Origin of the sequence: Rhizobium sp. BK619 (assembly GCF_014195245.1) — a bacterium.
Classification (GTDB): Bacteria; Pseudomonadota; Alphaproteobacteria; order Rhizobiales; family Rhizobiaceae; genus Rhizobium; species Rhizobium acidisoli.
Genome location: NZ_JACIBH010000006.1, coordinates 316,418 through 342,749 on the forward strand (window position 1 = coordinate 316,418; position 26,332 = coordinate 342,749).

Sequence of the window (26,332 nt, forward strand, 5' to 3'; positions counted from 1 at the left end):
GCCCGGCTGGCCTAAGTCTAAATCCTGTTCTAAATTAAAGAGTTAGAGCATGATGCCATGAGAAAACCGCTCACACTTTTCGGCATCATGCTCTATGCGGCCCGGTCTGCGCCGAGCCGCCCAGATTCTTATCGCATCGATTCCGCGACGCGCAGCGTATCGGTAAACTGCTCGAAGCGCCGGATCTTGCCGTCCGCCACGCTCCAGGCGTGCACGACGCGGGCCTTGAAGGATTTACCGGTCTTCCTGTGCGTGCCGCTATAGTCGCCGATGGCGATCACATCGTCGCCGGCGTCGAGAAGACGTTCTAGCTTGAAGGTGTAGCCATCGAATGCCTCACCGAGCGCCTGGAAGACGTGTCTGAAAACCTCCTGCGGGCCGACGTAGGTGCCGGCGCAGGGAAAGCCGTCCATCTCGGTCCAGCGGCAGTCGGGCGCAATGTCGGCCAGCATGCCATCTATATCGCGGCGGTCGTTGGCGTCGTAATGCGCCTTCACGATGTCGAAAGCTGTTTTCATGGTTTTGTCCCTCACACCGGTTCCTGGCCCGGCAGGTAATAGGTCTTCGAGGCCTTGCGGATGAAAGCGCCGGCCGGGCTGTTCTGGATGCGTCCGTCGCCGGTGATGCCGAGGAATTTGCCGGTCGAGCGCATGTCGTCGAAATTGTAGAAGAAGGTGGAGGCGACCGCGATTTTGAACTCCCGGAAGGTGAAGACGTACTGGTTCTCGTCGAATTTGTAGGTGGTTGTCAGATCGACGTCGCCATGGCCGCGCTGGACACCGACCAGGCACTGCCAGGCGTAGCGCTGAGAGGAAAGGTAGGTGTGTTCGTAGACATGGTTGGGGCTGTAGGTGAAATGCGCCCTGAGCCCGATGAGATCGCGGCTTTCGGCCGGCGCCGGCCCGCGGGCGGTGCCGCCCTCGATAATACCGGGCCGGAAGATCTGCGCCACCTGCGGTTCGCCGACGGCATCGCTCGCATCGCGGACGATCGAATAGATCGAAAGTGCTCGGCGGGTCTCGACATTGAGGATCAGCGTTTCGGCCTCTCTCGGGCGGCCGGCAAAGACGACCTCGATGAAATAGGTATTCGGCGCGACCTCGATCACCTCAGCCTTGTCGGTTGCGCTTTCCTTGCCGTCGGACCATTTGGCCTCGCCTTTGCCGAAGGCGAGGTCGAGCTGGCGACCGTCGTCGAAGCCGATCTTATACGACGAGCCGGCAAGCGCTTCGCTCGCCGGCAGGCGGTTCGTGTCGATACCATAGGCGAATTCGTCGTAGGTTTTCCAATCCTTCGGATTTTCGTTCATCGTCGTCTCCTCTTATCATTCTGCAAAGGCGAGGGTCGGCAGATCGACTGTGCCGGCTCCGCCGTCGACGGTCAGGATCGCGCCGTTGATCATCGAGGCGTCCGACGAGGCCAGGAAGCAGACGGCGTTGGCGACATCCTCGGCGCTCGCGGGGCGACCGAGCGGCACGTCCTTGGTGACGAGCGCATAGGCCTCTTCGATGCTCTTCAGCTGGAACTTCTCGACGATCATCTGCATCTGCTCGTCGGCCATGTCAGTCGTCACCCATCCCGGGCAGACCGTGTTGGTGCGCACGCCCTTACGGCCGTAGTCGCGCGCCAGCGATTTCGCGAGCCCGATGCAGGCATGCTTCGTGGTGACGTAGCCCGCCGCGTCCGGCCCGGCAAAGAGCCCGGCAATGGAGGCGAGAACAATGATATTGCCCTTGTTCTTGATCAGATGGGGGAGAGATTCGCGGGCGCTGACGAAAGCAGTATTCAAATTGAGCCGAACCGCGAGATCCCAGGTCTCATCGGACATGCTGATCGTCGGCCCGACACCGTGGCCGCCGGCATTGGCAATCAGGATATCGAGCCCGCCGAAAGTCTCGACGACCGTTTCGATTGCTTTCCGCATCGCAATGCCATCGGCCGCGTCGGCGGCGATGACTGTGGCGCCGATCTCATCGGCAACGGCGCGAAGCGGTTCGGGGCGCCGTCCGACGAGCGCGACATTGCCGCCTTCCCTACGGATGCGCCGGGCGACTGCGGCGCCGATGCCCGTGCCGCCGCCGGTGATCAGCGCCGTCTTCTTGCTGAAACGCATATCTCTTCCTCCTGAGCCTTTCGATCATCATGGTCGAAAGGCCGGGAGGCGTCCTGTCCAGCTGTGCAGTCCGTTTTGACTGAGCGTGCAAAACGACGCAGGAAATCAGTAGACCTTCACGTCGCCCACTGGCCTGGCGGGTTCGGTCTTGTGGAAATCCGCAAGCAGCTTGGCCGTGGCATTGGCGAGCAGCATGACGTCGTTGCCGATCGCGACGAAGGTGGCGCCGAGTTCGAGATAGCGCTTGGAGAGGGCGAGATCGCCGATCAGGATGCCGGCGGCCTTGCCGTGCGACTGGATCCTGGCAAGCGCCTTTTCGACTTCGGCCTGCACTTCAGGCGCGCCCGGTCTGCCGAGATAGCCCATGTCGGCGGCAAGATCGGACGGGCCGATGAAAACGCCGTCGACGCCCTCGGTCGTCGCGATCGCGTCGAGCGCTGCGAGTCCCGCCCGGCTTTCGACCTGCAGCAGCAAGCAGATCTCGTCATTGGCGGTCTGGAGATAGTCGGGGATGCGGTTGAAATCGGAAGCGCGGGCAAGGGCGGCACCGACGCCGCGCACACCCTGCGGGGGATAACGCACAGCGCGGACCATGGCTTCCGCCATCTCCTTGCTGTCGACCATCGGAATGAGCAGCGTCTGCGCGCCGATATCGAGCATCTGCTTGATGATCCAGGTCTCGCCGACCGGCGGGCGGATCACCGCATGGCTTGCCGATCCCTTCATCGCCTGCAGCTGCGAGGCGAGAAGCGGCACGTCGTTGGGTGCATGTTCGGCATCGAGCAGCAGCCAGTCATAACCGACGCCGGCGCAGATTTCGACCGTATAAGGACTGGCGAGCGCCTGCCAGAGGCCGATCTGCGCCCGCCCCTCTTTCAGGGCTTGCTTGAAGAGGTTCTTGGGCGCCGGCATGGTTTCACTCCTTCATGCAAAATAGAGGCTGACCGAGCCGTAAGGGCCGAAATCGGCGCTGATGGTATCGCCGTGCCGCGCCTCGATCGGACGGATGAATGAACCAGCCAGCACGATCTGTCCAGCCTCGATGCCATCGCCATATTGCGCCAACCGGTTGGCGAGCCAGGCAACGCCGCGAGCAGGCTGGTTGAGGACGCCGGCCCCAAGCCCCGTTTCCTCGACCTCGGCATTGCGGCTGACGATCGCTCCCATCCAGCGCATGTCGATCTCCCCGGGCCGCACGGCGCGGCCGCCGGTGACGATGCCGGCATTGGCGGCATTGTCGGAAATGGTATCGACGATGGTGCGCGCCTTCTTCGTCTCCGGATCGATGCGCAGGATGCGGGTGTCGAGGATTTCGAGCGCCGGCGTCACATAGTCGGTGGCGTTCAGCACGTCGAAGATCGAGATGCCGGGCCCGCGCAAAGGCGCTTTCATGACGAAGGCGATTTCCGCCTCGATGCGTGGCTGGATGAAGCGGTCGGCCGGCACGGTCGCGCCGTCTTCGAAGACCATGTCGTCGAAGAGCACGCCGGAATCAGGGATGTCGATGTTGAGCGCATATTGCATCGCCTTCGAGGTCAGCCCGATCTTCCAGCCGATAGGCTTGCGGCCGGCCGCGATCTTCTTTTTCACCCAGGCGCTCTGGACGGCATAGGCGTCATCCATGTTCATCTGGGGATGTCTCAGCGACAGGAGCCCGGTCTGGATGCGGGTGCGCTCGGCCTGGTCGAGGCTTTCGGCCGCCGCCTGGATTTCGTCCTCAGACAGCATCAGAACACCTCGTCGGCGATGGTGTTTTTCAGGATTCCGAGGCCGTCGGCCTCGACTTCGACGACATCGCCTGGCTTCAGCCAGATCGGCGGATCGAAGCGGGCGCCGGCGCCTGTCGGCGTGCCGGTAACGATGACGTCGCCGGGAACGAGCGTGGTGAAGGTCGAGATATAATTGATGATCTTGCGGAACGAGAAGATCATCCGGCTGGTGCGGTCGCTCTGGCGGACCTCGCCGTTGACGCGGGTTTCGAGCTTGATGTCTTCGAGCTGGGCGGCATCGGTGAAGGGGATCAGCCAGGGGCCGATTGCGCCGGTGCGATCGAAGTTCTTGCCCTGGGTGACGTTGAACTTGGCATGGCGCACCCAGTCGCGGATCGTGCCTTCATTACAGAGCGACAGGGCGGCGATGTGGGAGAAGGCATCCGCCTCGGCGATCCGCCGGCCGCCCTTGCCGATGACGATGACGATCTCGCCTTCATAATCGAGCTGCGGGCTTTCCGGCGGCCGGATCAGCGGTTCGCCGTGACCGGTGAAGGAACGGGCAAAACGGATGAACAGCGAGGGATTGGAGGGTGCTGCCTGACCGTCCTTGTATTCCTCGTTGCGGTCGGGGAAGTTGACCCCGACGCAGATGATCTTTTCCGGCGACGGAATGGGAATTTCGAAGCGGATTTCGTCGAGTGCGAAATCCGGCTTCAATGCTTTGCCTTCCTCGGCGAGGTGAACGAGGCGGCCCGCCTCGATCACGTCGCTGAGGCTCGCCCAGCTTGCGCCGTGGCGAGCCGACAGGTCGATGACGCCGCCCTCGACGGCAAGCCCATAGCCATGATGGCCGTTTCTGGAAAAAGACAGGAATCGTGGATGGGTCATGCTTGTCTCGGGCCTTCTCTTGGCCTCAGGCGATGCCGCCGAGGCAGACATATTTGATTTCGGTGAATTCCTCGATGCCGTATTTCGAGCCTTCGCGGCCGAGGCCGGAGAGTTTGACACCGCCGAAGGGGGCTTCGGCCGTCGAGATCAGCCCGGTATTGACGCCAACCATGCCGTATTCCAGCGCCTCGGCGACCCGGAAGACCCGGGCGAGATCCTTGGCGTAGAAATAGGAGGCAAGACCGAACTCGGTGTCGTTGGCCTGGGCGATTACATCGGCTTCGTCCTTGAAGCGGAAGAGCGGCGCCACCGGCCCGAAGGTCTCTTCCTTGGCGACAGCCATGGCAGGGGTAACGTCGGCCAGGACGGTCGCTTCGTAGAAGCGTCCGCCGAGTGGGTGGCGGTGGCCGCCGGCAACGACACGACCGCCCTTGGACAGCGCATCGGCGACATGCTCCTCGACCTTGGCAAGGGCGGACTCGTCGATCAGCGGGCCGAGATTGATGCCCTCGTCAAAACCGTTGCCGGTCTTCAACGCGCCGACGGCCTTCGACAGCTTCTCGGCAAAAGCGTCATAGACGCCCTCCTGCACATAGAGGCGGTTGGCGCAGACGCAGGTCTGGCCATTGTTGCGGAATTTGGCGATCAGCGCGCCTTCCACGGCCGCATCGAGATCGGCGTCGTCGAAGACGATGAAGGGTGCATTGCCGCCGAGTTCCAGCCCGAGCTTCTTGATGGTCGGGGCACTCTGCCGGTAGAGCTCGGCGCCGACTTCGGTCGAGCCGGTAAAGGTCAGCTTGCGCACGACGGAGCTTGCGGTCATCTCGCCGCCGATTGCGCGGGCCGAACCGGTGAGAACGCTGAACAGGCCCTTGGGGAAACCGGCCCGCTCGGCGAGGATGGCGATCGCGATCGCCGAAAACGGCGTCTGCGAGGCCGGCTTCAGCACCATGGCGCAGCCGGCGGCAAAGGCGGGTCCAGCCTTGCGGGTGATCATCGCATTGGGGAAATTCCACGGGGTGATGGCGGCAACGACGCCGATCGGCTGCTTCATCACCAGGATGCGCTTATCCTTCTGATGGCCGGGAACGATGTCGCCATAGACGCGCCGCGCCTCCTCGGCAAACCATTCGATGAAGCTTGCGCCATAGGCGATCTCGCCTTTGGCCTCGGCAAGCGGCTTGCCCTGCTCTGCCGTCAGGATGCGGCCGAGATCGTCCTGATTGTCCATCATCAGCTGGAACCAGCGGCGCAGGATGACCGACCGTTCCTTGGCGGTGCGGGCGGCCCATTCCTTCTGCGCAATCTCGGCTGCGGCAATCGCCGCCTTGGTCTCGGCTGCGCCGAGATTGGGAACGCGGCCGATGATCTCGCCGGTCGCGGGATTATCAACCGCGATCCCATTGTCCCCCGCCTCGATCCAATCGCCGCCGACCAATGCGGCCTGCCGGAACAATGTTGCGTCTTTCAATTCCATGACTCTATCCTCGCCAACGTTGAAAAGCGGGCGATTTCGCCCGCTTTCGGGGTAAACGTTCAAGGCGCGATGATCGGCTGTGCCTTCAGATCAGGCTCGACCACATCGGCGCCGGCAAACAGGCTACCATGTTCGAACCAGGATTTGGGAGCCGGTGCGCCCCAAAGTGTCTGGCGCTGCGGATCCTTGAGGTCCCACCTGATCGGCTCCAGATCGGGATCGACCGTCTGGTAGTCCGAGCAGTAGATCTCGATGCGGTGGCCGTCGGGATCGAGGATGTAGAGGAAGAAGGCGTTGGAGATGCCGTGGCGGCCGGGGCCGCGCTCGATGTTGGAGACCCAGCCGGTGGTCGCCATCAGATCCAGCAGGTCGATGATGTTGAGCGGCGTCGGCACCCAGAAGGCGGTGTGGTGCAGGCGCGGACCGCGGCCGTTGGTGAAGGCGATGTCGTGCACGCCGCCCTTGCGGTGCGTCCAAGCGGCCCAGAGACGGCCGGTCTCGGCATCCTCGGTATATTCGGTGACGCGGAAGCCGAGCTCGTTATAGAAGGCGACACTTTCGTCGACATTCGGCGAGAAGCAGTTGAAGTGGTCGATGCGCAGCGGCTTGACGCCCTTGTAGAGCGCATATTTCTGGTGGATCGGCGGCAGGCGGTCCATCTTCGAATAGAATTCGAGCGGAATGCCGTGGGGATCGCGGGTGCGGAAGGTGCGCGCCTGATAGGGGCGCTCGACCCATTCCACAGGCAGGCCCTTGTCCTTGAAGAAGTGGGCGGCCTTGTCGAGATCCTCGTCGCCGAAGACCTTGAAACCAAGGTCGCGGGCTTCGGCCTTGCCGGATTTCTTCAGCACGATGCAATGATGGCCGCGTTCTTCGAGCGCCCTGAGATAGATGGTATCGGCGGTCTCATCCGTCACCTGCAGGCCGAGCGTATCGACATAGAAGGCGCGGGACTTGGCGAGATCGGTGACGCCGAGTTCGACATGGCTGAGACGCACGATGTTGAAGGGCGGATAGAGATTGGGTGTCGGCAGGGGCATGGGTTCCTCCTCTTTATCAGTATGGCTCAGCCGCCGAGTTTCTGGATGGCGTGTGGCTTGGTGGCGAAGGCGACGTTCTTGGTTTCCATGTAGAAATCGAAGGACCAGTCGCCGCCGTCGCGGCCGATGCCGGAGTTCTTGACGCCGCCGAAAGGCGTCGGCAGGTGGCGGACGTTTTCCGAGTTCACCCAGATCATCCCGGCATCGAGATGGTCGGTGAAACGGAAGGCGCGGGTGACGTCGGAGGTCCAGAGATAACCGGTGAGCCCGTACTGGACGTCGTTGGCCAGCGCCAGCGCATCGGCTTCGTCCTTGAAGGGGATGGCCGTCAGCACCGGCCCGAAGATCTCTTCCTGGGCGATGCGCATCTTATTGTCGGCGCCGGTAAAGAGGGTGGGGGAGACATAGCAGCCGCCGCCCGGGCCATCGAACTTCTCGCCGCCGGCAGCAAGCGTCGCGCCCTCGGAGCGGCCGATCGCGATATATTCCAGCACCTTCTTTTCGTGCACGGGATGGATGAGCGGGCCGATGACCGTCTCGGGATCGAGGGGGTGGCCGACCTTGATGCGTCTGGCCTTTTCGGCGACGAGTGCGGTGAACCTGTCATAGACGCTGTCTTCGACCAGCAGGCGCGAGGACGAGGTGCAGCGCTCGCCGTTCAGCGAATAGATCATGAAGACGGCGGCGTCGGCGGCACGCTCAAGATCGGCATCGGCAAAGACGATGACCGGGTTCTTGCCGCCGAGCTCAAAATGCACCCGCTTCAGCGTGTCGGCGCCCTGTTTCATGATCATCGAGCCGGTGCGGCTCTCGCCGACGAAGCCGATCGCCTTGATCAGCGGATGTTCGGTCAGCGCCTTGCCGGCATCCTCGCCGAAGCCGTTGACGAGGTTCCATACACCCTTGGGCAGACCGGCCTCTTCGGCGATCTCGACCAGCAGTCGCGCCGTCAGCGGCGAGAACTCGGCCGGCTTGTGGACGATGGTGCAGCCGGCGGCAAGGGCGGGCGCGATCTTCCAGGTCGACAGCATGAAGGGTGTGTTCCACGGCGTGATGATGCCGACCGGGCCGATCGGCACACGCGTCGTCAGGTTCACCTGGCCGTCGGCGCGCAGCGCCTTGCCGTCCCGGGCCTCCGGCGCGCGATCGGCGAAGAAGCGGAAGTTTTCCGCACCGCGCAGCGCCGCCTTCGCCATGAACTTCAGCGACTGTCCGGTGTCCATGCATTCGACAAAGGCGATCTCTTCGGCGCGCGCGACGATCGCGTCGGCTATTCTGTGCAGCAGCTTCTTGCGTGCATCGCCCGGCATGGCGGCCCATTCGCCAAAGGCTGATTTGGCAACCTTGGCCGCACGGTCGATATCGGCGGCATTGCCGCGGGCGACGGTGGCGAGCGGCTTCAGATCGACCGGCGAGAGGGTCTCGAAGGTCGCGCCATCACCCCCTCCGACATCCTCGCCGCCGATGCGGTTGAGGACGCCGCGCTCCTTGAAGCCGGCAAGGTAGGTTTCCGCCTTCGCGATGTTTTCCTGCAGTTTGGACATCGTCTATTTCCTTTGGTGTTCTGTCGTCCCGCGAGGGGAGGTGTCACTTGCCGCGAAGCCGCGGATGGATGGCGTTCTTCTTCCAGCTCAGCTCGGCATCGATCTCGCGGATCTCCAGCGACAGGGCGAAATGCGGCGTCCCGAAGAGCGGGCCGAGGACATCCGCCGCCGCCGCAAAGAGCGCTTCACCCGCGCGCTTCTTCTCCTCAGCCGTGCGGCCCTTGCCGATGCGGAGGTTCAGATCGACGAAGGCGTTTTCCGGGAGCTGGTCGGCAATCGCATAATGATCGGCGCGAAGAGCGCGCACGCGCACCGCGCCGAGTTCGAAAAGGCCCGTCTCCAGCACGGTCTTCAGCAGCGTCTCGCAGAGACCGCCGATATCGGCGCGGCCATCGAGATTGGCCGAATATTCGATGGTGAGATGTGGCATCGATCCTCCCGATCCATATTTACTTAACACGTTAATAAGTTTCCTGTGGATGTCAAGCGCCGGTATCGAGCTTTCTTGCGAGTTCCAGACTTTCGGCGACATAACGCGACAGGCGCTCGGCGGCGTTCGGGATTTCGGGCCGCTCGGCAAGCCAGCCGATATAGGTGAGACTCCTCAACACCATGAACAACGGCAGGCTTTGCACCGCCGCATCGGAAAGCCCGCGCCGGCTGCGGTAGCCAGCGATCAAGGCGCTCTCGATGTCGGCATAGGCAGGCTCCTGGCGGTTCTTGAGCAGGGCTGTGGCGAGATCGAAAAGGCGGAAGCCATATCCGGCGTCGTCGAAATCGATGAAGGCGACCTGGTTTTCGTCTGCCGTCAGGAAGATATTTTCGCGGACGAGATCGGCATGGATCAGGCCATAATCGAGGCCGTGTCGCTGCACATCGGCGAGGCGATGCAGCAAGTCGTCGCGCAGCGCCGAGAGCGCCGAGGTCTCATCGCCTGAAAGCTCCGGGCAATCCCAGAAGCGGCCCCAGAGGGGTTTTTCTCCGAGCAGGCCTTCGGCGTTCCATGCCGGGCGACGGAAATCTGCCGGCAGAGACCAGACGTCGGCAAGATCATGCATGGTCGCCATGGCGTGGCCGATGCGGAAGAAGAGATCGGCCTGCGTTTCGGACGATTGCGACAGCGGCGTTCCGCTCTGCCCGAGGGCCGCGCCGTCGACCCAGCTGACGACGTCGGCATATTGCTCGGGAAATCGGCCGCTCTCGGGAAGACAAATGAGGTTTTTCCCGTTTCCGGTCGGCACGGGGCTCGGCACACTGAGGCCGCCACGCCGCAGTGCTGCCATGAGATCCAGTTCCGAGCGCAGGCTCGTCGCGTCATGATAGCCCGGCCGATGCAGCCTCAGGGCGGCGGATTGTCCGCCGGCAAGGGTGATACGGAAAACGGCGTTTTCCCGGTATTTCAGCAGAACGGGTTCGTCCGCAAGAGCCGCCCAGTGGCCGAGCGCTTCCAGCGCCCGTTCCTGCAGGCCATCCCGGATGGTTTGCGGCAGTTGATCGCCCATCTCTGCCTCACAGGCCCGACAGCACGTCGTCGAAGACCGACAACATCAGATCGGCATTTTCCCGCGAGAAAGGCATCGGCGGCCGGATCTTGGTGGCACATTGGTGGAGGCCGATCTTGCCCATCAGCACGCCGCGTTCGCGCATTTCGTTGACGATCCGGCTCGCCTCGGCGGCGGCCGGTTCCTTCGTCGCCCGGTCCAGCACGAATTCCATGCCCATGAAAAGGCCGCTGCCGCGCACGTCGCCGATGATCGCATGTTTTTGCGCAAGCCGCTTGAAGGCGTCGCGCGTATATTCACCGACGTCGCGGGCATTCCCGACGAGCTTCTCATCCTCGATCACGTCGAGGACCGCCATGGCGGCGGCGCAGGAGACCGGATTGCCGCCGAACGTATTGAAATAGCGGAAGGCCTTGCGGAAGGCGTTCACCACATCGGCATTGGCAACGACGCCGCCGACGGGATGGCCGTTCGCCATCGGCTTTCCGAGCGTCACGATATCGGGGGTGATGCCGGCGCGCTGATGGCCCCACATATGCGAGCCGGTGCGGCCGAATCCGGGCTGCACCTCGTCGGTGATGATGAGGCCGCCGGCCTTGCGCACAGCCGCAACCACCTTCTCCAGGAAGCCCTGCGGCAGATCCGGAAAGCCTTCATTGGCAAAGAACGGATCGATGATCAGTGCCGAAAACCCATGCGGGCTTTCCTGCAGCGAGGCGATCGCCGCCTCGACTTCGGCCGCGAAGGCTGAGGCAAAGGCGTCACCGCCTTCGCCACCGAGCGGGCGGTAGCTGTCGGGCGCCGGCACATGCCTGACATGGCCGCCGAAGCCGCCGACCGGCGGCATGCGGGTCGAGAGCTGCGACACGGCAGCCGTGTTGCCGTGATAGGTATGGTTGGTGGCGATCACGCCGGTCTTGCCGGTGACGGCCTGGGCCATGCGCAATGCCACGTCGTTCGCCTCGCTGCCGGTGCAAGTGAGGATCGCCGCGTTAAGGCTCCTGTCGAAGGTTGCGGTCAGGCGTTCGACATAATCGAGAATGCCCTCGTGCAGATAACGCGTGTGCGTGTTCAGCGTCGACGCCTGCCGGGTGATCGCCTCGACCACGCGCGGATGACAATGGCCGACATGCGGCACATTGTTGTAGCAATCGAGATATCGCCGGCCTTCGGCGTCCCAGAGCCAGACGCCTTCGCCGCGCACCAGATGGACCGGCTCGTCATAGAAGAGCGACATATTGTGGCCGAGAAGCCGCTCGCGGCGCGCGATAAGGGCTGCGTTGTCGGACATGATCAGGCTCCCGCCGCGGTTAGGCCGGCGTCGAGCGCCGTCAGGATCGTCTGCACATCCTCCGCCGTGATGACCAGCGGCGGCGACATGATGACGTTGCCGCCGGAGGTGCGCACGAGCGCGCCGGCATCAAAGGCGACATCCTGCACTTTCTGCAGGATGTCCTTCGACGCGGCGCTCTTCTTTTTCCGGTCGCTGACGAGTTCGAGCGCGCACATCAGACCCTTGCCGCGCACGTCGCCGATCAGCTCGTGCTTGTCCTGCAGCTTCTTCAGGCCGGCAATCAGTTCTTCGCCGCGAGCCGCAGCATTGTCGGCGACGTTCAGCCGCTTTGTTTCCTTCAGCGTCGCGAGGGCGGCAGCCGCACCGGCCGGATGGCCGGAATAGGTGTAGCCGTGGCCGATGCTGCCGAATGCGCCCTTGCTGCCTTCGAAGACCTCCGCCACCTTGTCGGCGATCATGACGGCGCCGAAGGGGAAATAGCCGTTGGTGATCGCCTTGGCGGTCGACATCAGATCCGGTTTGACGCCCCAGAGGCGCGATCCCGTCCAGGCGCCGGTGCGGCCGAAAGCGGTGATCACCTCGTCGGCGATCAGCAGGATGCCGTGACGGTCGCAGATCTCGCGCATCAGCGGCAGGAAGGTCTCATGGGGAACGATGACGCCGCCGGCGCCGAGCACCGGTTCGACGATCAGGGCGGCGATGGTATCAGCACCCTGGAAAGCGATCTCATCCTCGAAGAGCCGGCCGATGGCGGCGGCGATTTCCGCCCCGTCGTCGGTGCCGAACGGATTGCGATAGGGAAACGGCGCCGGCAGATGGATGACGCCGGGAAGCAGCGGCTCGTAATTGCGGCGGAAATTTTGATTGCCGTTGACGGAGGCGCCGCCGAAATGCGTGCCGTGATAGCCTTTCTTCAGCGCGACGAATTTGGTGCGCTCCGGCTGCCCGGCGATCTTGTGGTATTGCCGGGCAAGCCGCAGGCACGTCTCGACCGAATCCGAGCCGCCCGAGGTGAAAAAGGAGCGGCTCAATCCATCCGGCCTGAACCATTCGGCAAGTTCGTAAGAGAGTTCGATCAGCGGCGAATTCGTCGTGCCGCGGAAGGTCGAGTAGTACGGCAGCTCGTCAAGCTGGTCGTGGATCGCCTTCTTCACCGGCTCGCAGGAATAGCCGAGATTGACGTTCCACAGGCCGCCCACCGCATCCAACACCTTCTTGCCCTGAATGTCGACGATTTCGACGCCTTCGCCCGCAGTGATGATGCGCGGCGGCTGAGCCTGCATTTCGGCCGGATGGGCCATCGGGTGCCACATGTGGCGGGCGTTGTTTTCGATTATGAAGTTGGTTTCACGCATCTCAATTCCTCTCGGGTTCAGAGGCCCAGCATCGCAAGTGCGCGGGCATAACTTTCGGCAGGGCGGGTGACGTCGAAATGCACATGCGGCAATCCGACGGCTTCGGCGCCTTCGATGTTCTTCTTCTGGTCGTCGACGAAAACGCAGGCTTCGCGCGGCAGGCCGAGCTCGGCAAGCACCTGCTCATAGGCGCGCGGATCGGGTTTGAGGATCTTGGTGTAGGTGGCGTCGACGATGACGTCGAAGAGGTCGATCAGCGGGAAGCGCTTGCGGAATTCGGCGCCGTAGAAAAGGTCGAGTTCGTTCGACAGGATCGCGAGCTTCAAGCCTGCTTCCTTGGCCCGCAGGATGGCGTCGCGGGCCTCCGGCCGCAGCACCAGTTCCGGCTCGGCGCCGCGGGCGCGGCGTACGAAGGTCTGCATGTCGCCCCAGCTCTCGCCGACCATTCGGCCGACCTCGCCGGCCCGCGTCAGCCAGTAATCGCGCTCGGTGATCTCGCGATTCTGCATCGCCACCCAGAGCGGGTCGGTCGCGGTGTCGAACGGCCCAAGCCAGGTGAGCGAGCCTTGGGGAAGGCCGAGCGTCCGCTCGGTGATCTCATGCGTCTCGAACAGCGTGCGGGTGACGACACCGCCGAAATCGAGGATGAGCGCGCGTTCGCTTGTCATGGCCGTCCTTCCGGGATGATGCCCTCGGCCACCCAGCCGTCGAAAACGGCAAGGGCTGCGGCGGAAAAGGACGGAGAATTGATGTGGGCGTCGACCTCCTGAAAAGTGACGGAGGACGGGACAGTGCGGCGCATCTCCTCGAGGAAAGCGGCAAGGCCTTCCGGATCGTGCAGCGGCTCGTCCGGCTTGTCCCATTCCTGCAGCCCTTCGGTCGGCAGCAGAAAGGCGGTCTTGGCGTCGGCCCGTTCCAGCTTTTGTCCGATCAGCCGAGCGACTTCCCGCCGGCCTTCCGGCGAGGTCGTCACCGATCCGATCAGCCGGTTATGGGCATGGTAGGGACGGTCGGCGAAAATGTCGGGCAGGGCCTGCCAGGCCTGAAGATCGACCATGTCGACGGCGCCGGGGGCGACGATCTGCGGAATACCGGCGCGGCCGGCATTTTCGAGCCTGTCCGGACCCGAGGTTACCACCGTGCCGTAGTGGTGATTGCTGACCTCCTGGATGCAGAAGTCGAAGACTGCGGCAAAGCCAGACTGCGCGGCGATGGCTTCGAAGGCGCGGCCGCCCATGCCGGTGGAATGGAAGACGGCGACGTCATAGCCGCGCTTTTCCAGTTCGGGCCGCAGATACTTCATATATTTCAGGCAGGAGGAGCCGAGCGAGGTCATGCCGATCAGCGGGCGGGCACGATCGGGTTTGGTTCCATGCCGGGCGGCGCCGACGACCGCGCCGCAGGCCTGCGACAGAACCGAACGGCAGATGCTGTTGAGGCCGTAAAGGCCGCCGGCCCACAGGATCATCATCAGGTCGGGTGCGATGCGCTCGGGCGGGATCAGGTGGGAATAGGCGATGGTCGAGACCACGAATTTCGGCAAGCCGAGCGGCAGGACGGCGGCGACGTCGAGGGCGAGATCCGTCCCCATCGAGCCGCCGAGCACGATGATCCCGTCGACCAGCCCGTCCTTGTAAAGCCGGCTGGTCAGCGCTGCCGCACCGCTGGCCATGGCGGCCATGGCACTGTTTTCATCGCCGCTTTCAGTAATCGCCGCAATCGAGGTCGCAGCCGCCTTGGCGATATCGTGCTTGGAATAGTCGGGAACATAGGGCGGATCGCCGAGAATGCTGACATCGACCATAACAGGCCGGCCGCCGGCTTCCTCGATGACGGACGCCATGAATTGCAGTTCGTCGCATTTGGTGTCACCGGTTCCGATGACAAGTATCTTTGGCGAGGGAGCCGCGGGGCTCATCACTCTCTCCTCCTGGTTTTTGCAATGGTTCCCGTGAGCCTTTCCGACCCGTAGTATTTTTCTGAAATTCCATCGGCGGCAGCGATCGCCTGCGCGCCGAAGTCGTGAATGGCGGTCTTGGTGGTGCGCGAAAGCGGGGCGGCGATCGCCACGCAGCCGATCGGCCGGCCGTCGGGCGAGCGCACGGGTGCCGCAGCACTGATGACGCCGGCTTCGAGACCCTGATGGCTGATCGAGAAGCCGCGCGCGGCCGTCTCGTCGAGCAGTCCGCGGATCAGTTTGGGATCGACGACGGTATGGTCGGTGAATTTTTCGAGCGGCTTCTGCAGCGCTGCGTCGATCTCCTTGGGCGGGCAGAAGGCGAGGAAGGCAAGGCCGGATGCAGTGGCGTGAAAGGGCAGGATGCTGCCGACATCGACGATGATGCGGTGCGCCCGCGGCGGATCTTCCACATGAATCGTCGACAGCCGGCCGCCGGAGAATTCCGAGAGATGCACCGTCTCCGCCGAGGATTCGGCAAGCATCTTGATGAAGGGCACGGCGACCCGCAGGAACGGATAGCGGGCCTCGCGAATGCGGGCGAGCCGAATCGGCGCCGAACCGATCCGGTAGCGGCGGCTATCGAGATCCTGCTCGACGAAACCGTGTTTTTCCAGTTCCACCAGAAAGCGTCGTGCCGTCGCCTTGTCGAGCGAACACAGGCGGGCGATGTCGGTCAGCCCCACCTCCTTGTCCAGCCGTGACAGGGTGTCCAGCAATGAAAGCGCCTTTCCGATCGTGCTCATCATTCTTCCTCTTGGGGTGGGTTCATGTCCCGGCTTGTCGCATCCGGCTCTACGCCAGCCGCCAAATCAGCCCGCAAACCCTGTATCGCGGCACGATAGCAGCGACCCAAGATACTTAACATGCGAATTAACTTGACAGAGGCCGGGATTGTTTGCAAGTCTATATTCGAAGCTCAGGTTCAAATAATGAACCATAAGCGCTGACGGCGGCAAAATCAACAAAAGCCATAAACGCCCCTCGTCAGTCCGGTTCTGGTGGAGGTCGCCTGCGTGCAATCGCAGCGATGATCGGATGTTCTTAAACAAGGGGAACGAAGGCAGATGAATACGCAAAATTCGCAAAGCACCGCTGAGAACCAGCTGCGCAAAAACAGTCTCGGCGTCGGCGCCGTGACCTTCCTGGTGGTTTCGGCCGCCGCACCGCTGACGGCGGTTGCCGGCGGCGTGCCGCTGTCGATGATGCTCGGCAACGGAGCGGGCATTCCGCTGACCTTCCTGCTGGTCACCGGCATCCTGCTGCTGTTTGCGGTCGGCTATGTCGCCATGGCGCGCCATATCCGCAATGCCGGCGCCTTCTATGCCTATACCGCCCAGGGCCTCGGCGGCCTGATGGGCGGGGCGGCGGCGCTGATCGCGATCCTCGCCTACAACGCCATGCAGGTCGGCGTTCTCGGCCTCTTCGGCGCAGCGACTAGGGGCTTTTTCGCCGAGCAGCTCGGCCTCGACCTTCCCTGGTGGGTTTGGAGTTATGTCGGCATCGCCTTTGTCGCCGTTTTCGGCTACCGGCGGGTCGATCTTTCGGCCAAGGTGCTGATGGTTCTCGTCATTCTCGAATATCTCGTCGTCCTCGTCATCGACGCCGCGATCTTGGCCAAGGGCGGTGACAGCGGCCTGTCCGCCACCCCCTTCACGCCCACCGCCTTCTGGAGCGGAACGCCGGCGATCGGCATCCTGTTCTGCTTCGCCGCCTTCATCGGTTTCGAGGCGACCACCATCTACAGCGAGGAAGCCCGCGAACCGCACAAGACGGTGCCGCGCGCGACCTATATTTCCGTGCTGATCATCGGCCTCTTCTACATGCTGACCTCATGGCTAATGGTAAATGGCGCCGGCGCCGATAAGCTGGTGCCCGAACTGCAGGGCCTCGCCGATCCCACGACCTTCCTCTTCGGCCTTGCCGAGCGCTATGTCGGCCACTGGATCACCGTCGTGATGAGCGTTCTCTTCATCACCAGTCTGTTTGCCGGCGTCCTTGCCTTCCACAACGGTGTTGCGCGCTACATGTATGTCGCCGGCCGCGAGGGTCTGCTGCCGAAGTCGGTCGGTGTTACGCATCCGGTCTTCCAGAGCCCGCATGTCGGCTCGATCATCCAGACCGTCATTGCCGTGCTCGTGATTGCGCTCTTTGCAGCGACGGGTCAGGATCCGGTGCTGGCGCTCTTCTCCTGGCTCACCAATGTCGCCACGCTCGCCATCATTCTGCTGATGGCGTTCACGGCCTTCTCGATTGTCGTCTTCTTCAGCCGCAATCCGGGGCTCGAGCGTAATATCCTGGTCGTCAAGGTGCTGCCTGTCGTCACCGGGCTGATCCTGCTTGCGCTGGTCTATTACATCTCGGCGAATTTCGGCGCCATCGCCGGCGCCAATGGCGCGCTCGGCGTATTCCTGCCAGGTCTCGTGCTGATCGCCGGGATCATCGGATTGCTCGCCGCAGCGCGTCTGAAGTCGGCGGATGCCGTCGGTTTTGCCCGGCTCGGCGCCGGGCAGGAAGCCTGACCGAACCCTATCAACGGTGGCGGATCATCTCCGCCACCCTTTTTCACGAGGGCATGAAATGCAGGACAAGATCGATCAGTTGCGGACGCAGCCCGTTCCTCCCCAATCGCTGTTCATCGATGGCGCCTGGCGCTTGGCCGTTAGCGGAGCGACGATCGACGTCATCTCGCCGATTGACGGAACGAGGCTGACGACCATTGCCGATGCCGGCTCCGCAGACGTAGATCAGGCGGTCAAGGCGGCGCGGCTCGCCTTCCAAAAAGGCAGCTGGTCGCGGGTCGCCCCTGCCGAGCGCAAGAAGGTGCTGCTGAAGATCGCCGAGCTGATCGAGAAGAACGCGCTTGAACTCGCCGTTCTCGGCGTGCGCGACAACGGCACCGAAATTTCGATGGCGCTGAAAGCTGAGCCGGGCAGTGCCGCCGGCACCTTCCGCTATTATGCCGAGGCGATCGACAAGGTCTATGGCGAGATCGCTCCGACGGCCGACAATATTCTCGGTCTCGTTCATCGCGAGCCGGTGGGCGTCGTCGCCGCCATCGTGCCGTGGAATTTCCCGATGATGATCGGCGCCTGGAAGATTGCGCCAGCTCTTGCGGCCGGCAATTCCGTGGTGCTGAAACCCGCCGAGGGCGCATCGCTGACCCTGCTGCGGCTCGCCGAACTTTGCACCGAAGCGGGACTGCCGGATGGGGTGCTCAACGTTGTCACCGGGCGCGGCGCCGTCAGCGGCGAAGCCCTCGGACTGCACATGGATATCGATGTGCTCGCCTTTACCGGCTCCGGTCCAGTCGGCCGCCGGCTGCTGGAATATTCCGCCCGCTCCAACCTGAAGCGCGTCTATCTGGAACTCGGCGGCAAATCGCCGAACATCGTCTTTGCCGATGCGCCGGATCTCGATCAGGCGGCCAAGGTGTCGGCTTACGGGATCTTCCGCAATTCCGGCCAGGTCTGCGTCGCCGGCTCCCGCTTGCTGGTGGAAAAATCGATCTATGAGGAATTCTCGGAAAAGGTCGCCGGCATCGCCGCGGCCATGAAGGTCGGAGACCCCCTGCAGCTCTCCACCGAGGCCGGCGCGATCTCAAGCGAGATCCAGCTGCAGAAAGACCTTGGCCATGTCGCCGACGCCCTGTCGGAAGGCGCTTTGCTGCGCACCGGCGGCGCCCGCATCCTGCAGGAGACGGGCGGTTATTATATGCAGCCGGCGGTCTTCGACGTGACGCCATCCATGGCGCTCGCCCGCGAGGAGGTCTTCGGGCCGATCCTGTCGATCATCCCGTTCGAGACGGAGGCCGAAGCCCTGCAGATCGCCAACGCTACGGAATACGGCCTGGCGTCTGCCGTCTGGACATCGAACCTGTCGCGCGCCCACCGGATGGTGCGCGGCATCCGCGCCGGCGTCGTGCACGTCAACACCTATGGCGGCGCCGACAACAGCGTGCCGCTCGGCGGCGTCAAACAATCGGGCAACGGCCACGACAAATCGCTGCATGCGCTGGATAAATATGTCGATCTGAAAACCGCGTGGGTCCAGCTCTGAAAAAGTTCGCTGACGGCAAGACGCTTCCCCATCGGCGGCAACGGGGAAGCCGACCGCCTATCCCCCGAAACTGCCCACTTGCGTCGGCACGTTGATATAGTTGCGGTCGAAATAGAGCAGTGCATTGCCATCCGCCCGCGAGCGAATGCCAATGACCTGACCGATGAAGATATGATGCGTGCCGACCAGGCGCGCCTCGGTGAGCCGGCAGTCGAAGGAGACCATGGCGTCGGCCAGCGCCTGGCTTCCCGACGGCATGTCGATCCATTTTGCCGCGGCATAGCGTGCCGCCATATCCGCCTGGCGGCCGGCGAAATAGCCGGCGAGTTCCTGGTGGTCATCGGCGAGCACATTGACGCAAAAGCGGTGGTTTTCGAGAAAGACGCCGCATTGGGCCGAGCGACCGTTCATGCAAACGAGCAGTGTCGGCGGTTCGTCGGTGACGCTGCACATGGCGGTGGCGGTGAACCCGCCGCGCCCGGCGGGTCCGTTGGTGGTAATGACGTTGACCGGGGCACAGACCCTGGCCATCGCATCGCGGAATTCGGTTTTCGAGACTTGCTCCTCCATGGCCATCTCCTCATTCGGCCGCGTTGCGCATGGAGGATGCCTGGTCGAGCGGCGGCAGCCAGGTGTCGCCGGTCCAGCCGGTTTCGTCGTAGTCGCTCATGCATTGGTCGACGAGCGCTTCCATCTCCTTCAGCCGCCCGCCGCGCTCGGCGCCCTTCAGCACCTGCAGCCGGACCTCCTCAGGCGCGCCGGCATAGTTGAGTTCGTAGAGCGCGTGACGGCCGCCGAATTCGGTGCCGGTCGCATCCCAAAGCAGCTTCATGATCTTGATGCGCTCGATATGGCCCATGTCGTTGGAGCCGCGCACATATTGGGCGAGATAGCGGTCGATTTCGGGATTGCCGAAATCCTTGGCGGAGGAGGGGAGATAGATCAGCCCCGAGGCCACGACCTTGCGCACCGTTTCGATGACGCGCGGATAGGCCTCCGACATGAAGGTGCGGTAGGAAAGGGCTGCTTCCATGTTAGGCAGCACGGCCCCGTTCGCCCATGGCTGCGGATTGTGGGCCATGGCGTTGGAAAAGGACCAGAACATGTGGCGCAGCGCGATGACCTCGCCGAGCGCGGCCTGGTTGCCGCGGAAGGCATCGCCGCCGGTGGCCCGCAGCGCCTTGGCGAGCAGCCCTGCCATAAAGTCCAGCTTGACGGCAAAGCGCGTGCAGCCCTGGAAGCAATAGCCGTGCATGAAGCCGGAGGCCGGGTGGAAGGACAGGATCTTGGCGGCATCGCGCAGGACCAGCACGTCCTCCCAGGGAACGAAGACGTTGTCGAGCACCAGGATCGCATCGTTCTCGTCGAAGCGCGACGACAGCGGATAGTCGAAGGGCTGGCCGACGGTATTGGCAGTCTGCTCGTAGGAGACGCGGCAGAACATCTTGATCCCCGGCGCATTCATCGGCACGATGAACATGACCGAGAGCGAGGGATCTTCCGTCACCGTCGCCGAACTCTGGGCGAGGAAGTTGTAATGCGTCAGCGCCGAGGAAGTCGCCACCACCTTGGCGCCCGAGACGTAGATGCCGGCATCGGTTTCCTTGGTGATGTGGACGAAGACGTCCTTGACGGCATCGGCCGGCTTGTGCCGGTCGATCGGCGGATTGACGATCGCATGGTTCATGAACAGTGCGGCTTCCTGCGCGCGCTTGTGCCAGGCGAGTGCATTGTCCTTGAAAGGTCCATACCAGTCGGCATTGGCGCCGAGCGTGTTCATCAGCGCCGCCTTGTAGTCGGCGGTGCGGCCCATCCAGCCATAGGACATGCGGGCCCAATCGGCGATGGCGCCTTGCTGGGCGACGAGTTCGGCCGAGGATTTCGCCACCCGGAAATATTTATGCGTATAGCCGCCATTGCCGGTATCGGTCGGCGATGTCAGGTGGTCTTTGGTCTTCTCGGCGTGCAGCGCATCATACATCCGCGCGATCGAGCGGGCGGAATTGCGCATCGACGGATGGCTGGTGACGTCGGCGATGCGCTCTCCGTTGATGTAGACCTCGCGCCCGTCGCGCAGGCTGGCGAGATATTCGGCGCCGGTAAACGGACGGATCTTGTCGCCGCGGTGGTCTTCAGCTCGCATGTCAGGTTCCTCCCTTGGAATATTGACAGAAGCTAAAACGGGAGCGGCGGACAAACCATGGACAAAGAGGGGAATTCGCTGGTACTTTTTCCGGTATGGCGACACGAAGCGACGTTCCGAACTTTTTCGTCTATGGCGAGCCGAGCCGCTCGCTCGATGTGGGATTCCTGCATGTCGAAACGGTGATGGAGCGAAAAAACCTGCATCTCGGTCATGTTTCGCCGCATAAACATCCGCTGATGGGACAGATCACCTACTGGTTTCAGGGAAGCGGAACCTATCGGATCGAAGAGGAGACTTGGAATTTTTCCGCTCCCGCCGTGAGCTTCGTGCCGAGCAGCGTGGTGCATGGTTTCGATGTCGACGAGCAGTCCGACGCGATCGTCGTGTCGGTCTCGGACGACATGCTGAAGGCGATCGTGCCGCAGGTCGCGCTCAATCTCGATCTCCCGATCTTCCTGACCGGTCAGCCTGCGGATCCGGTATGGGCCAAGCTCGGCACACTCCTCGACATGGTCGCCGAGGACTATCGCGATCGGGGTGCGGACGGCGAACAGGTGCTTTGCGGCCTGATTTCGGTCGTGCTGTCGCTGATGGGCCGCATCGGCGGCCGCGTGGCCTTGCCGTCGACCTCGGCGACTGTCTCGCTCGGACTGGCGCTGCGCCGTCTCATCGATCTTCACTACAGGAAGGATTGGCCGGTCGGGGCCTATGTCGATCTGCTTGCCACCACGCCGCATCTCCTCGACAAGGCCGCCCGAGAAGTCTTCGGATTGTCGGTCAAGGAATTGCTGCTGGAGCGGCGGACGCTGGAAGCCAAACGTCTGCTGATGTTCACCGTTCGCTCGGTCGAAGATATTGCCGGCGAGATCGGCTTCGAGGACCCCGCCTATTTCTCCCGCTTCTTCCGCAAACGCACCGGCGAGGCGCCGGCCGCCTGGCGCCGGCGGCATTCGCAGGCGATAGCGTGACGCGCGAGAGGACGTCGTCGGCCATCGGTCACCGAAGAAAGATCAAAGCCATCCCGACGACCACGAGAGCGGCGCCGGCCCAGGCGCCGCCGGCCGGGCGTTCGCCGGTTTTGAGCCACAGCAGCGGCAGAATAATCGCGGGCGAGGTTGCCGACAGCGTCGAGACGATACCGACCTTACCGCCCGCGAGCGCAAAGAGCAGAAGTGTCATGCCCATGCCGAGGGCTATGATCCCGGTCAGGGCGGTCTGTGCCGCGACCCTGAAAGTGAGCGGCCCCTTCGGTTTGACCGACTGGACAGGCAACTGGATCAGGATGCTCAGGCAAAGAGCCGCCATGCCGACACGAAGCAGCGAAGCGACGAAAGGATCGATACCGCTGACCATGACCGGCCGCGCGATGATGGAGCCGACCGCCTGGCCCGTCGCGGCGCCAAGCCCCAGCAGGACGCCGATCCACAGCGGCCCCTTGATCGTCTCCCATTGATGGATCTGTGATCGGCTCTTGCCGAAAACGATGGCGAGAAAAACGCCCGCGGCCGTCAACGCGATCCCCGCCACCGCGGAAAACGACAGCGCCTCCCCCAGCACCAGCCAGCCGAGCAGCGAGGCAATCGGAGCATTGAGCGCAAACAGGATGCCGGCGCGACGCGGGCCAAGCCGGTTCAGCGTGGCAAAGAGTAGCGTATCGCCGATGAAGATGCCGATCAGTCCTGATAATAGCAGCGGACCGACGCTTGCCGCGTCGAGTTGACGCCAGGATCCGCTGACGATCACGTAAAGGGCCAGAAGACCGGTGACGAAAACCTGGCGGACCCTGTTGAAGGCGGGCGCGCCGAGATGGCCGGATGGGCCTGCCGAGATCAGACCCGTAAAGGCCCAGCACGTTGCCGCTCCGAGCGCGGCAAGTTCATGAATTGGCATCTGACTTCGATCCTTAATGCATGTGGCCCGGCGTGTGCAGCGGTTCCGGGGGTAACGACATGCATAAAACAAAGGACCAAAGCGCGGGCGCATGGATCAGGTTTGATGCAACGCGCTTTGGAATCCGGGCGCGGAGCGTTTAAACGTGATCGAAGAGCGACTGTCTAGCTCACAGCATGGCCGGCCAAGCCATAAACCGCCGGTTCCCCATTCTTCCTGTTCAGGAAGCGTTGCCCCTTGGACATGGTCGTCACGGTTTCCGAGACGGCCAGCCGGCTTTGTTGAAGGAACTCGGCGAACAGGCCTTTTTCCCGCGTATCGACGCGCGCGAACCGACCAGCCAGATCCTTGAGATGCACGGCGGCAAGATGGATCGCGTCCTCATCATTGCTTGCCACGATCGGACCGACGACATGGCCGCGTCCGAACTCGCGGCACATGGAATAGCCGACGATTTCGTCGCCCCGCCGGAGGGTGCAGATGGAAGCACCCTCGGCAAGCAAAGCCAGCAGCTTGCCGCGATCGGTGCCGAAAGCGCGCGTATCGAGAGCGCTGATCTCCTCGACATTGTCATTTGACAATTCGCTCAACTGCCCGCTCAGCTCCGGCAGGGGAGGGAGCTTGGGCGTGACATCTCCCTGGTATTGATAGACAATCGCTTCCTTGGTGAAGCCGAGCGAAACATAAAGCCTATAAGCGGCATGGGTCGAATTCAGGCTCAGATTGCGGTCGCCGCACTGCTCGAACGCCTGCTCCATGAGCCATCGGCCGGTCCCTTGCGCCTGCGTGCGGGGCGAGGTGATCACCAGCCCGATCGTGGCGAAATCATCGCCATGCGGAAACCACATCGCGCTTCCGAACACGCGTCCGATCCCATCGACGGCAACGATGCCCCGGCCCGCGCGCCGCAGCAGATCCCAGTCCTTGGGCCGGTGCGGCCAGCCGACGCCGATCGACAGGGCGTGAAGCAGGCTGACATCGACACTGTTGATATCCTGCGCAATCAATTCGAACGATTTCAGCCGCACTGATTTTTGCATTTTCGGGTATCCGCTCCGTTCGCCAGATCACCAGACTCCCCTGGAGGTAGACAGCGTCCTTGATCCTGCGCCGATTGCAACCAAGTCACAATATCGCACATCAAGGCCGGCAGGATCGGCTTGTTCGCCGCAACAATTCGAAATCTTCAGCTGAACCGGGACCCCACTCAGCAGGCAAAACTCCTGCCTTTGCTTAGGCTGGTTAGCATCTGGACCACTCCAAAGGCAACTTGGTCACCCATGAACGTCATAGATATTCTCGCAAGGCTGATCGCGTTCCCTTCCGTTGTCGGAACGCCGAACGGCGCGATCGCCGACTGGATCGGCGACTATTGCCGAAAGGCGGGAGCCGAGGTGACGGTCCATCCTGGCCCGGAAGGTGACCGGTACAACCTGTTCGCGACTATCGGACCGCGCGAAGGCCGAGGCTACATTCTTTCCGGACACATGGATGTCGTGCCGGCCGGGGAACCGGAATGGAGTTCCGACCCATTCGTGCTGCGCGCTGCGGGAGACAGGCTTTATGGCCGCGGCACGAGCGATATGAAAGGATTTCTCGCCTGCGCCCTGGCCGCACTGCCGAAACTTGCCGCCATGAAGCTGCGGCGGCCGATCCACCTTGCCTTCTCCTATGACGAGGAGGCAGGCAGCCGCGGCGTGCCGCATCTGATCGCGGCGCTGCCGAAGCTGTGCGATGCCCCGCTGGGGGCGATCATCGGTGAGCCGAGCCGGATGCAGGCGGTGCGGGGGCATAAGGGCAAGGCAGCCGTCCGGCTCGAGGTGATCGGGCGGTCGGGTCATTCCTCCCGTCCTGATCTCGGGCTGAACGCCATTCATGCCATGGCCAGTCTGATCACAGAGGTCGCCGCATACGGCAAGTCCCTGACGAGCGGCCCCTTCCACCATAATTTCGCGCCTCCCTACTCGTCATTGCAGGTTGGCGTCATTGCCGGCGGCCAGTCGGTCAACATCATTCCGGATCGCTGCACCGCCGATGTCGAGGTCCGCGCCGTGCCGGGCATCTCGCCATCTGTTCTACTCGAGCCGGTACGAGCCAGGCTCACCGCTCTCAAAGATCAGGGCTTCGAGGTCGGCTGGCACGAGCTGAGCGCTTACCCCGGACTTGCGCTCCCCCAAGGCAGCGAACTCGCAAGCCTGCTGACGGAATTGACCGGACAGGAGCCGCTTGCCGCCGTGAGCTACGGCACGGAGGCCGGGCTCTATCAGCAGGCCGGCATCGATTCCATCATTTGTGGCCCGGGGGATATCGGCCGTGCACACCGTCCTGACGAATACATCGAGATCGGCGAGCTCGCCGCATGCCAGACGATGATCGAGGAACTCGGCACCCATCTTGCCGAAGGCTGAAAGAAGGTGATCTCCATGGCGTTTCTCTTCAACTCCGATGCCACCCGCGGGGCGATTTTCCAGCAGATTTTTGCCCGCGAGCTTCCGGATCTGGAGTTCGTCGGGCAGGGCCAACCGGTGGATCCGGACAAGATACGCTATCTCCTGACCTGGACGGTCCCCGGCGACATCTCGCGTTACCGCAATCTGGAAATTTTGTTTTGTATCGGCGCCGGCGTCGATCAACTCAAACAAGACAGCCTACCGGACCATGTAGCGCTCGTCCGCATGGTCGAGGACGGCATTATCCGGATGATGCAGGAATACGTCACGCTTGGCGTCCTGATGCTCCACCGGGAGATGCTCGCTTATCGGGAGCTGCAGAAACAGTCTGTCTGGAAGAGCCTCGCTGCACCGCAGGCGGCCGGCCGCAGAATAGGCTTCCTCGGCCTCGGCATCCTGGCGCAGGCGGCGATCGAGCGCTTGAAGCCGTTCCAATTTCCGCTCGCCGGATGGAGCCGCAGCAAAAAGCAAATCGACGGCGTCACCTGCCATCATGGGCCGGACGGACTTGCCGATTTTCTGGCGCAGACGGACATTCTGGTCTGCCTGCTGCCGCTGACCGACGAGACGCGCGGCATTCTCAATGCCGGGCTCTTCTCCCAGCTGCCGGCCGGCGCCAGGCTGCTGCATGTGGGCCGCGGGCCGCATCTCGACCAGGCGGCGCTGATCGAGGCGCTCGATAGCGGCCGCCTTGCCGCGGCAATGCTCGACGTCACCGATCCCGAGCCGCTGCCGGCGGACCATCCGCTCTGGCAACACCCGAGAGTGGCGATCACGCCGCACATCGCCTCGGTCACCCAGCCGGAAACGGCAGCGCACGCGGTCATTGAAAATATTCGGCGCCACCGCGCTGGAAAAGACCTGATCGGCTTGGTCGATCGGACACGCGGTTATTAAACGAGGAA

Annotated in this window: 25 protein-coding genes; 5 read left to right on the plus strand and 20 right to left on the minus strand. The window is 63.0% G+C overall.

Going from position 1 to position 26,332, the window contains the following annotated elements; translation table 11 throughout:
- Positions 1-128: 128 nt before the first annotated feature.
- The 16 genes from FHX14_RS13830 to FHX14_RS13905 form a co-directional block, all read right to left on the minus strand.
- The gene (locus FHX14_RS13830) at positions 129-518 is read right to left on the minus strand and encodes a nuclear transport factor 2 family protein (protein ID WP_184377503.1); all 390 of its coding nucleotides are present in this window, start codon (positions 516-518) and stop codon (positions 129-131) included.
- Positions 519-529: 11 nt separating this feature from the next.
- Positions 530-1,309 carry a MoaF C-terminal domain-containing protein gene (locus tag FHX14_RS13835; protein WP_184377504.1) on the minus strand — a complete coding sequence of 260 codons (780 nt, stop codon included), beginning with the start codon at positions 1,307-1,309 and terminating at the stop codon, positions 530-532.
- Between the two features lie 15 nt (positions 1,310-1,324).
- Complete coding sequence (locus FHX14_RS13840) at positions 1,325-2,113, minus strand: SDR family NAD(P)-dependent oxidoreductase (RefSeq protein ID WP_184377505.1); 789 nt, start codon at positions 2,111-2,113, stop codon at positions 1,325-1,327.
- A 105-nt stretch (positions 2,114-2,218) separates the two neighbouring features.
- Positions 2,219-3,025 carry a 4-hydroxy-2-oxoheptanedioate aldolase gene (hpaI, locus tag FHX14_RS13845; protein WP_012555521.1) on the minus strand — a complete coding sequence of 269 codons (807 nt, stop codon included), beginning with the start codon at positions 3,023-3,025 and terminating at the stop codon, positions 2,219-2,221.
- Between the two features lie 12 nt (positions 3,026-3,037).
- On the minus strand, positions 3,038-3,841 hold the full coding sequence (gene hpaH, locus FHX14_RS13850) for a 2-oxo-hept-4-ene-1,7-dioate hydratase (protein WP_012555520.1): 804 nt from the start codon (positions 3,839-3,841) through the stop codon (positions 3,038-3,040).
- Complete coding sequence (locus FHX14_RS13855; protein ID WP_184377506.1) at positions 3,841-4,713, minus strand: fumarylacetoacetate hydrolase family protein; 873 nt, start codon at positions 4,711-4,713, stop codon at positions 3,841-3,843. The genes hpaH and FHX14_RS13855 overlap by 1 nt, the downstream gene beginning before the upstream one ends.
- Positions 4,714-4,738: 25 nt before the next feature.
- Positions 4,739-6,190 (minus strand): NADP-dependent succinate-semialdehyde dehydrogenase, encoded by a 1,452-nt coding sequence (gene gabD, locus FHX14_RS13860; RefSeq protein ID WP_012555518.1) that lies wholly within the window; start codon positions 6,188-6,190, stop codon positions 4,739-4,741.
- 59 nt (positions 6,191-6,249) lie between these two features.
- Complete coding sequence (gene hpaD, locus FHX14_RS13865; RefSeq protein WP_012555517.1) at positions 6,250-7,230, minus strand: 3,4-dihydroxyphenylacetate 2,3-dioxygenase; 981 nt, start codon at positions 7,228-7,230, stop codon at positions 6,250-6,252.
- Between the two features lie 26 nt (positions 7,231-7,256).
- Positions 7,257-8,774, minus strand: coding sequence for a 5-carboxymethyl-2-hydroxymuconate semialdehyde dehydrogenase (hpaE, locus tag FHX14_RS13870; RefSeq protein WP_012555516.1), 1,518 nt, complete (start codon positions 8,772-8,774; stop codon positions 7,257-7,259).
- Between the two features lie 43 nt (positions 8,775-8,817).
- Positions 8,818-9,204 carry a 5-carboxymethyl-2-hydroxymuconate Delta-isomerase gene (locus FHX14_RS13875; RefSeq protein ID WP_012555515.1) on the minus strand — a complete coding sequence of 129 codons (387 nt, stop codon included), beginning with the start codon at positions 9,202-9,204 and terminating at the stop codon, positions 8,818-8,820.
- Between the two features lie 52 nt (positions 9,205-9,256).
- Positions 9,257-10,276 (minus strand): homoserine kinase, encoded by a 1,020-nt coding sequence (locus tag FHX14_RS13880; RefSeq protein WP_012555514.1) that lies wholly within the window; start codon positions 10,274-10,276, stop codon positions 9,257-9,259.
- Between the two features lie 7 nt (positions 10,277-10,283).
- A complete protein-coding gene (locus tag FHX14_RS13885) occupies positions 10,284-11,567 on the minus strand; it encodes an aspartate aminotransferase family protein (RefSeq protein WP_012555513.1) in 1,284 nt (427 codons plus the stop codon).
- A gap of 2 nt (positions 11,568-11,569) precedes the next feature.
- Positions 11,570-12,925, minus strand: a complete 1,356-nt coding sequence (locus FHX14_RS13890; protein WP_012555512.1) for an aspartate aminotransferase family protein — start codon at positions 12,923-12,925, stop codon at positions 11,570-11,572.
- 17 nt (positions 12,926-12,942) lie between these two features.
- Positions 12,943-13,593: an HAD-IA family hydrolase gene (locus FHX14_RS13895; RefSeq protein WP_184377507.1), complete on the minus strand. Its 651-nt coding sequence runs from the start codon at positions 13,591-13,593 to the stop codon at positions 12,943-12,945.
- Positions 13,590-14,843: a Tm-1-like ATP-binding domain-containing protein gene (locus FHX14_RS13900; RefSeq protein ID WP_184377508.1), complete on the minus strand. Its 1,254-nt coding sequence runs from the start codon at positions 14,841-14,843 to the stop codon at positions 13,590-13,592. The genes FHX14_RS13895 and FHX14_RS13900 overlap by 4 nt, the downstream gene beginning before the upstream one ends.
- Positions 14,843-15,628, minus strand: a complete 786-nt coding sequence (locus FHX14_RS13905) for an IclR family transcriptional regulator (RefSeq protein WP_184377509.1) — start codon at positions 15,626-15,628, stop codon at positions 14,843-14,845. The genes FHX14_RS13900 and FHX14_RS13905 overlap by 1 nt, the downstream gene beginning before the upstream one ends.
- A 321-nt stretch (positions 15,629-15,949) precedes the next feature.
- On the opposite strand from FHX14_RS13905, the gene FHX14_RS13910 reads away from it, so the two are divergent.
- Together FHX14_RS13910 and FHX14_RS13915 are read left to right on the plus strand one after the other, a co-directional pair.
- Positions 15,950-17,404 (plus strand): APC family permease, encoded by a 1,455-nt coding sequence (locus FHX14_RS13910; protein WP_184377510.1) that lies wholly within the window; start codon positions 15,950-15,952, stop codon positions 17,402-17,404.
- Positions 17,405-17,462: 58 nt separating this feature from the next.
- On the plus strand, positions 17,463-18,941 hold the full coding sequence (locus tag FHX14_RS13915) for an aldehyde dehydrogenase (RefSeq protein WP_184377511.1): 1,479 nt from the start codon (positions 17,463-17,465) through the stop codon (positions 18,939-18,941).
- A gap of 57 nt (positions 18,942-18,998) precedes the next feature.
- On the opposite strand, the gene FHX14_RS13920 is transcribed toward FHX14_RS13915, so the two are convergent.
- Both FHX14_RS13920 and FHX14_RS13925 read right to left on the minus strand, forming a co-directional pair.
- Entirely contained in the window at positions 18,999-19,511 is a 513-nt protein-coding gene (locus FHX14_RS13920; protein WP_184377512.1) for a flavin reductase, read from the minus strand.
- Between the two features lie 10 nt (positions 19,512-19,521).
- Positions 19,522-21,084 carry a 4-hydroxyphenylacetate 3-hydroxylase N-terminal domain-containing protein gene (locus FHX14_RS13925; RefSeq protein WP_184377513.1) on the minus strand — a complete coding sequence of 521 codons (1,563 nt, stop codon included), beginning with the start codon at positions 21,082-21,084 and terminating at the stop codon, positions 19,522-19,524.
- A 95-nt stretch (positions 21,085-21,179) separates the two neighbouring features.
- Between FHX14_RS13925 and FHX14_RS13930 the strand changes: the two genes are divergently transcribed.
- A complete protein-coding gene (locus FHX14_RS13930) occupies positions 21,180-22,055 on the plus strand; it encodes a helix-turn-helix domain-containing protein (RefSeq protein WP_184377514.1) in 876 nt (291 codons plus the stop codon).
- A gap of 28 nt (positions 22,056-22,083) precedes the next feature.
- Here FHX14_RS13930 and FHX14_RS13935 read toward each other — a convergent pair whose 3' ends face one another.
- Both FHX14_RS13935 and FHX14_RS13940 read right to left on the minus strand, forming a co-directional pair.
- Positions 22,084-22,977, minus strand: a complete 894-nt coding sequence (locus tag FHX14_RS13935) for a DMT family transporter (RefSeq protein WP_184377515.1) — start codon at positions 22,975-22,977, stop codon at positions 22,084-22,086.
- A gap of 164 nt (positions 22,978-23,141) precedes the next feature.
- A complete protein-coding gene (locus tag FHX14_RS13940; RefSeq protein WP_184377516.1) occupies positions 23,142-24,017 on the minus strand; it encodes a GNAT family N-acetyltransferase in 876 nt (291 codons plus the stop codon).
- 240 nt (positions 24,018-24,257) lie between these two features.
- On the opposite strand from FHX14_RS13940, the gene argE reads away from it, so the two are divergent.
- Both argE and FHX14_RS13950 read left to right on the plus strand, forming a co-directional pair.
- On the plus strand, positions 24,258-25,385 hold the full coding sequence (gene argE, locus FHX14_RS13945; protein WP_184377517.1) for an acetylornithine deacetylase: 1,128 nt from the start codon (positions 24,258-24,260) through the stop codon (positions 25,383-25,385).
- Positions 25,386-25,400: 15 nt separating this feature from the next.
- Entirely contained in the window at positions 25,401-26,324 is a 924-nt protein-coding gene (locus tag FHX14_RS13950) for a glyoxylate/hydroxypyruvate reductase A (protein ID WP_184377518.1), read from the plus strand.
- The last annotated feature ends 8 nt before the right edge of the window (positions 26,325-26,332 follow it).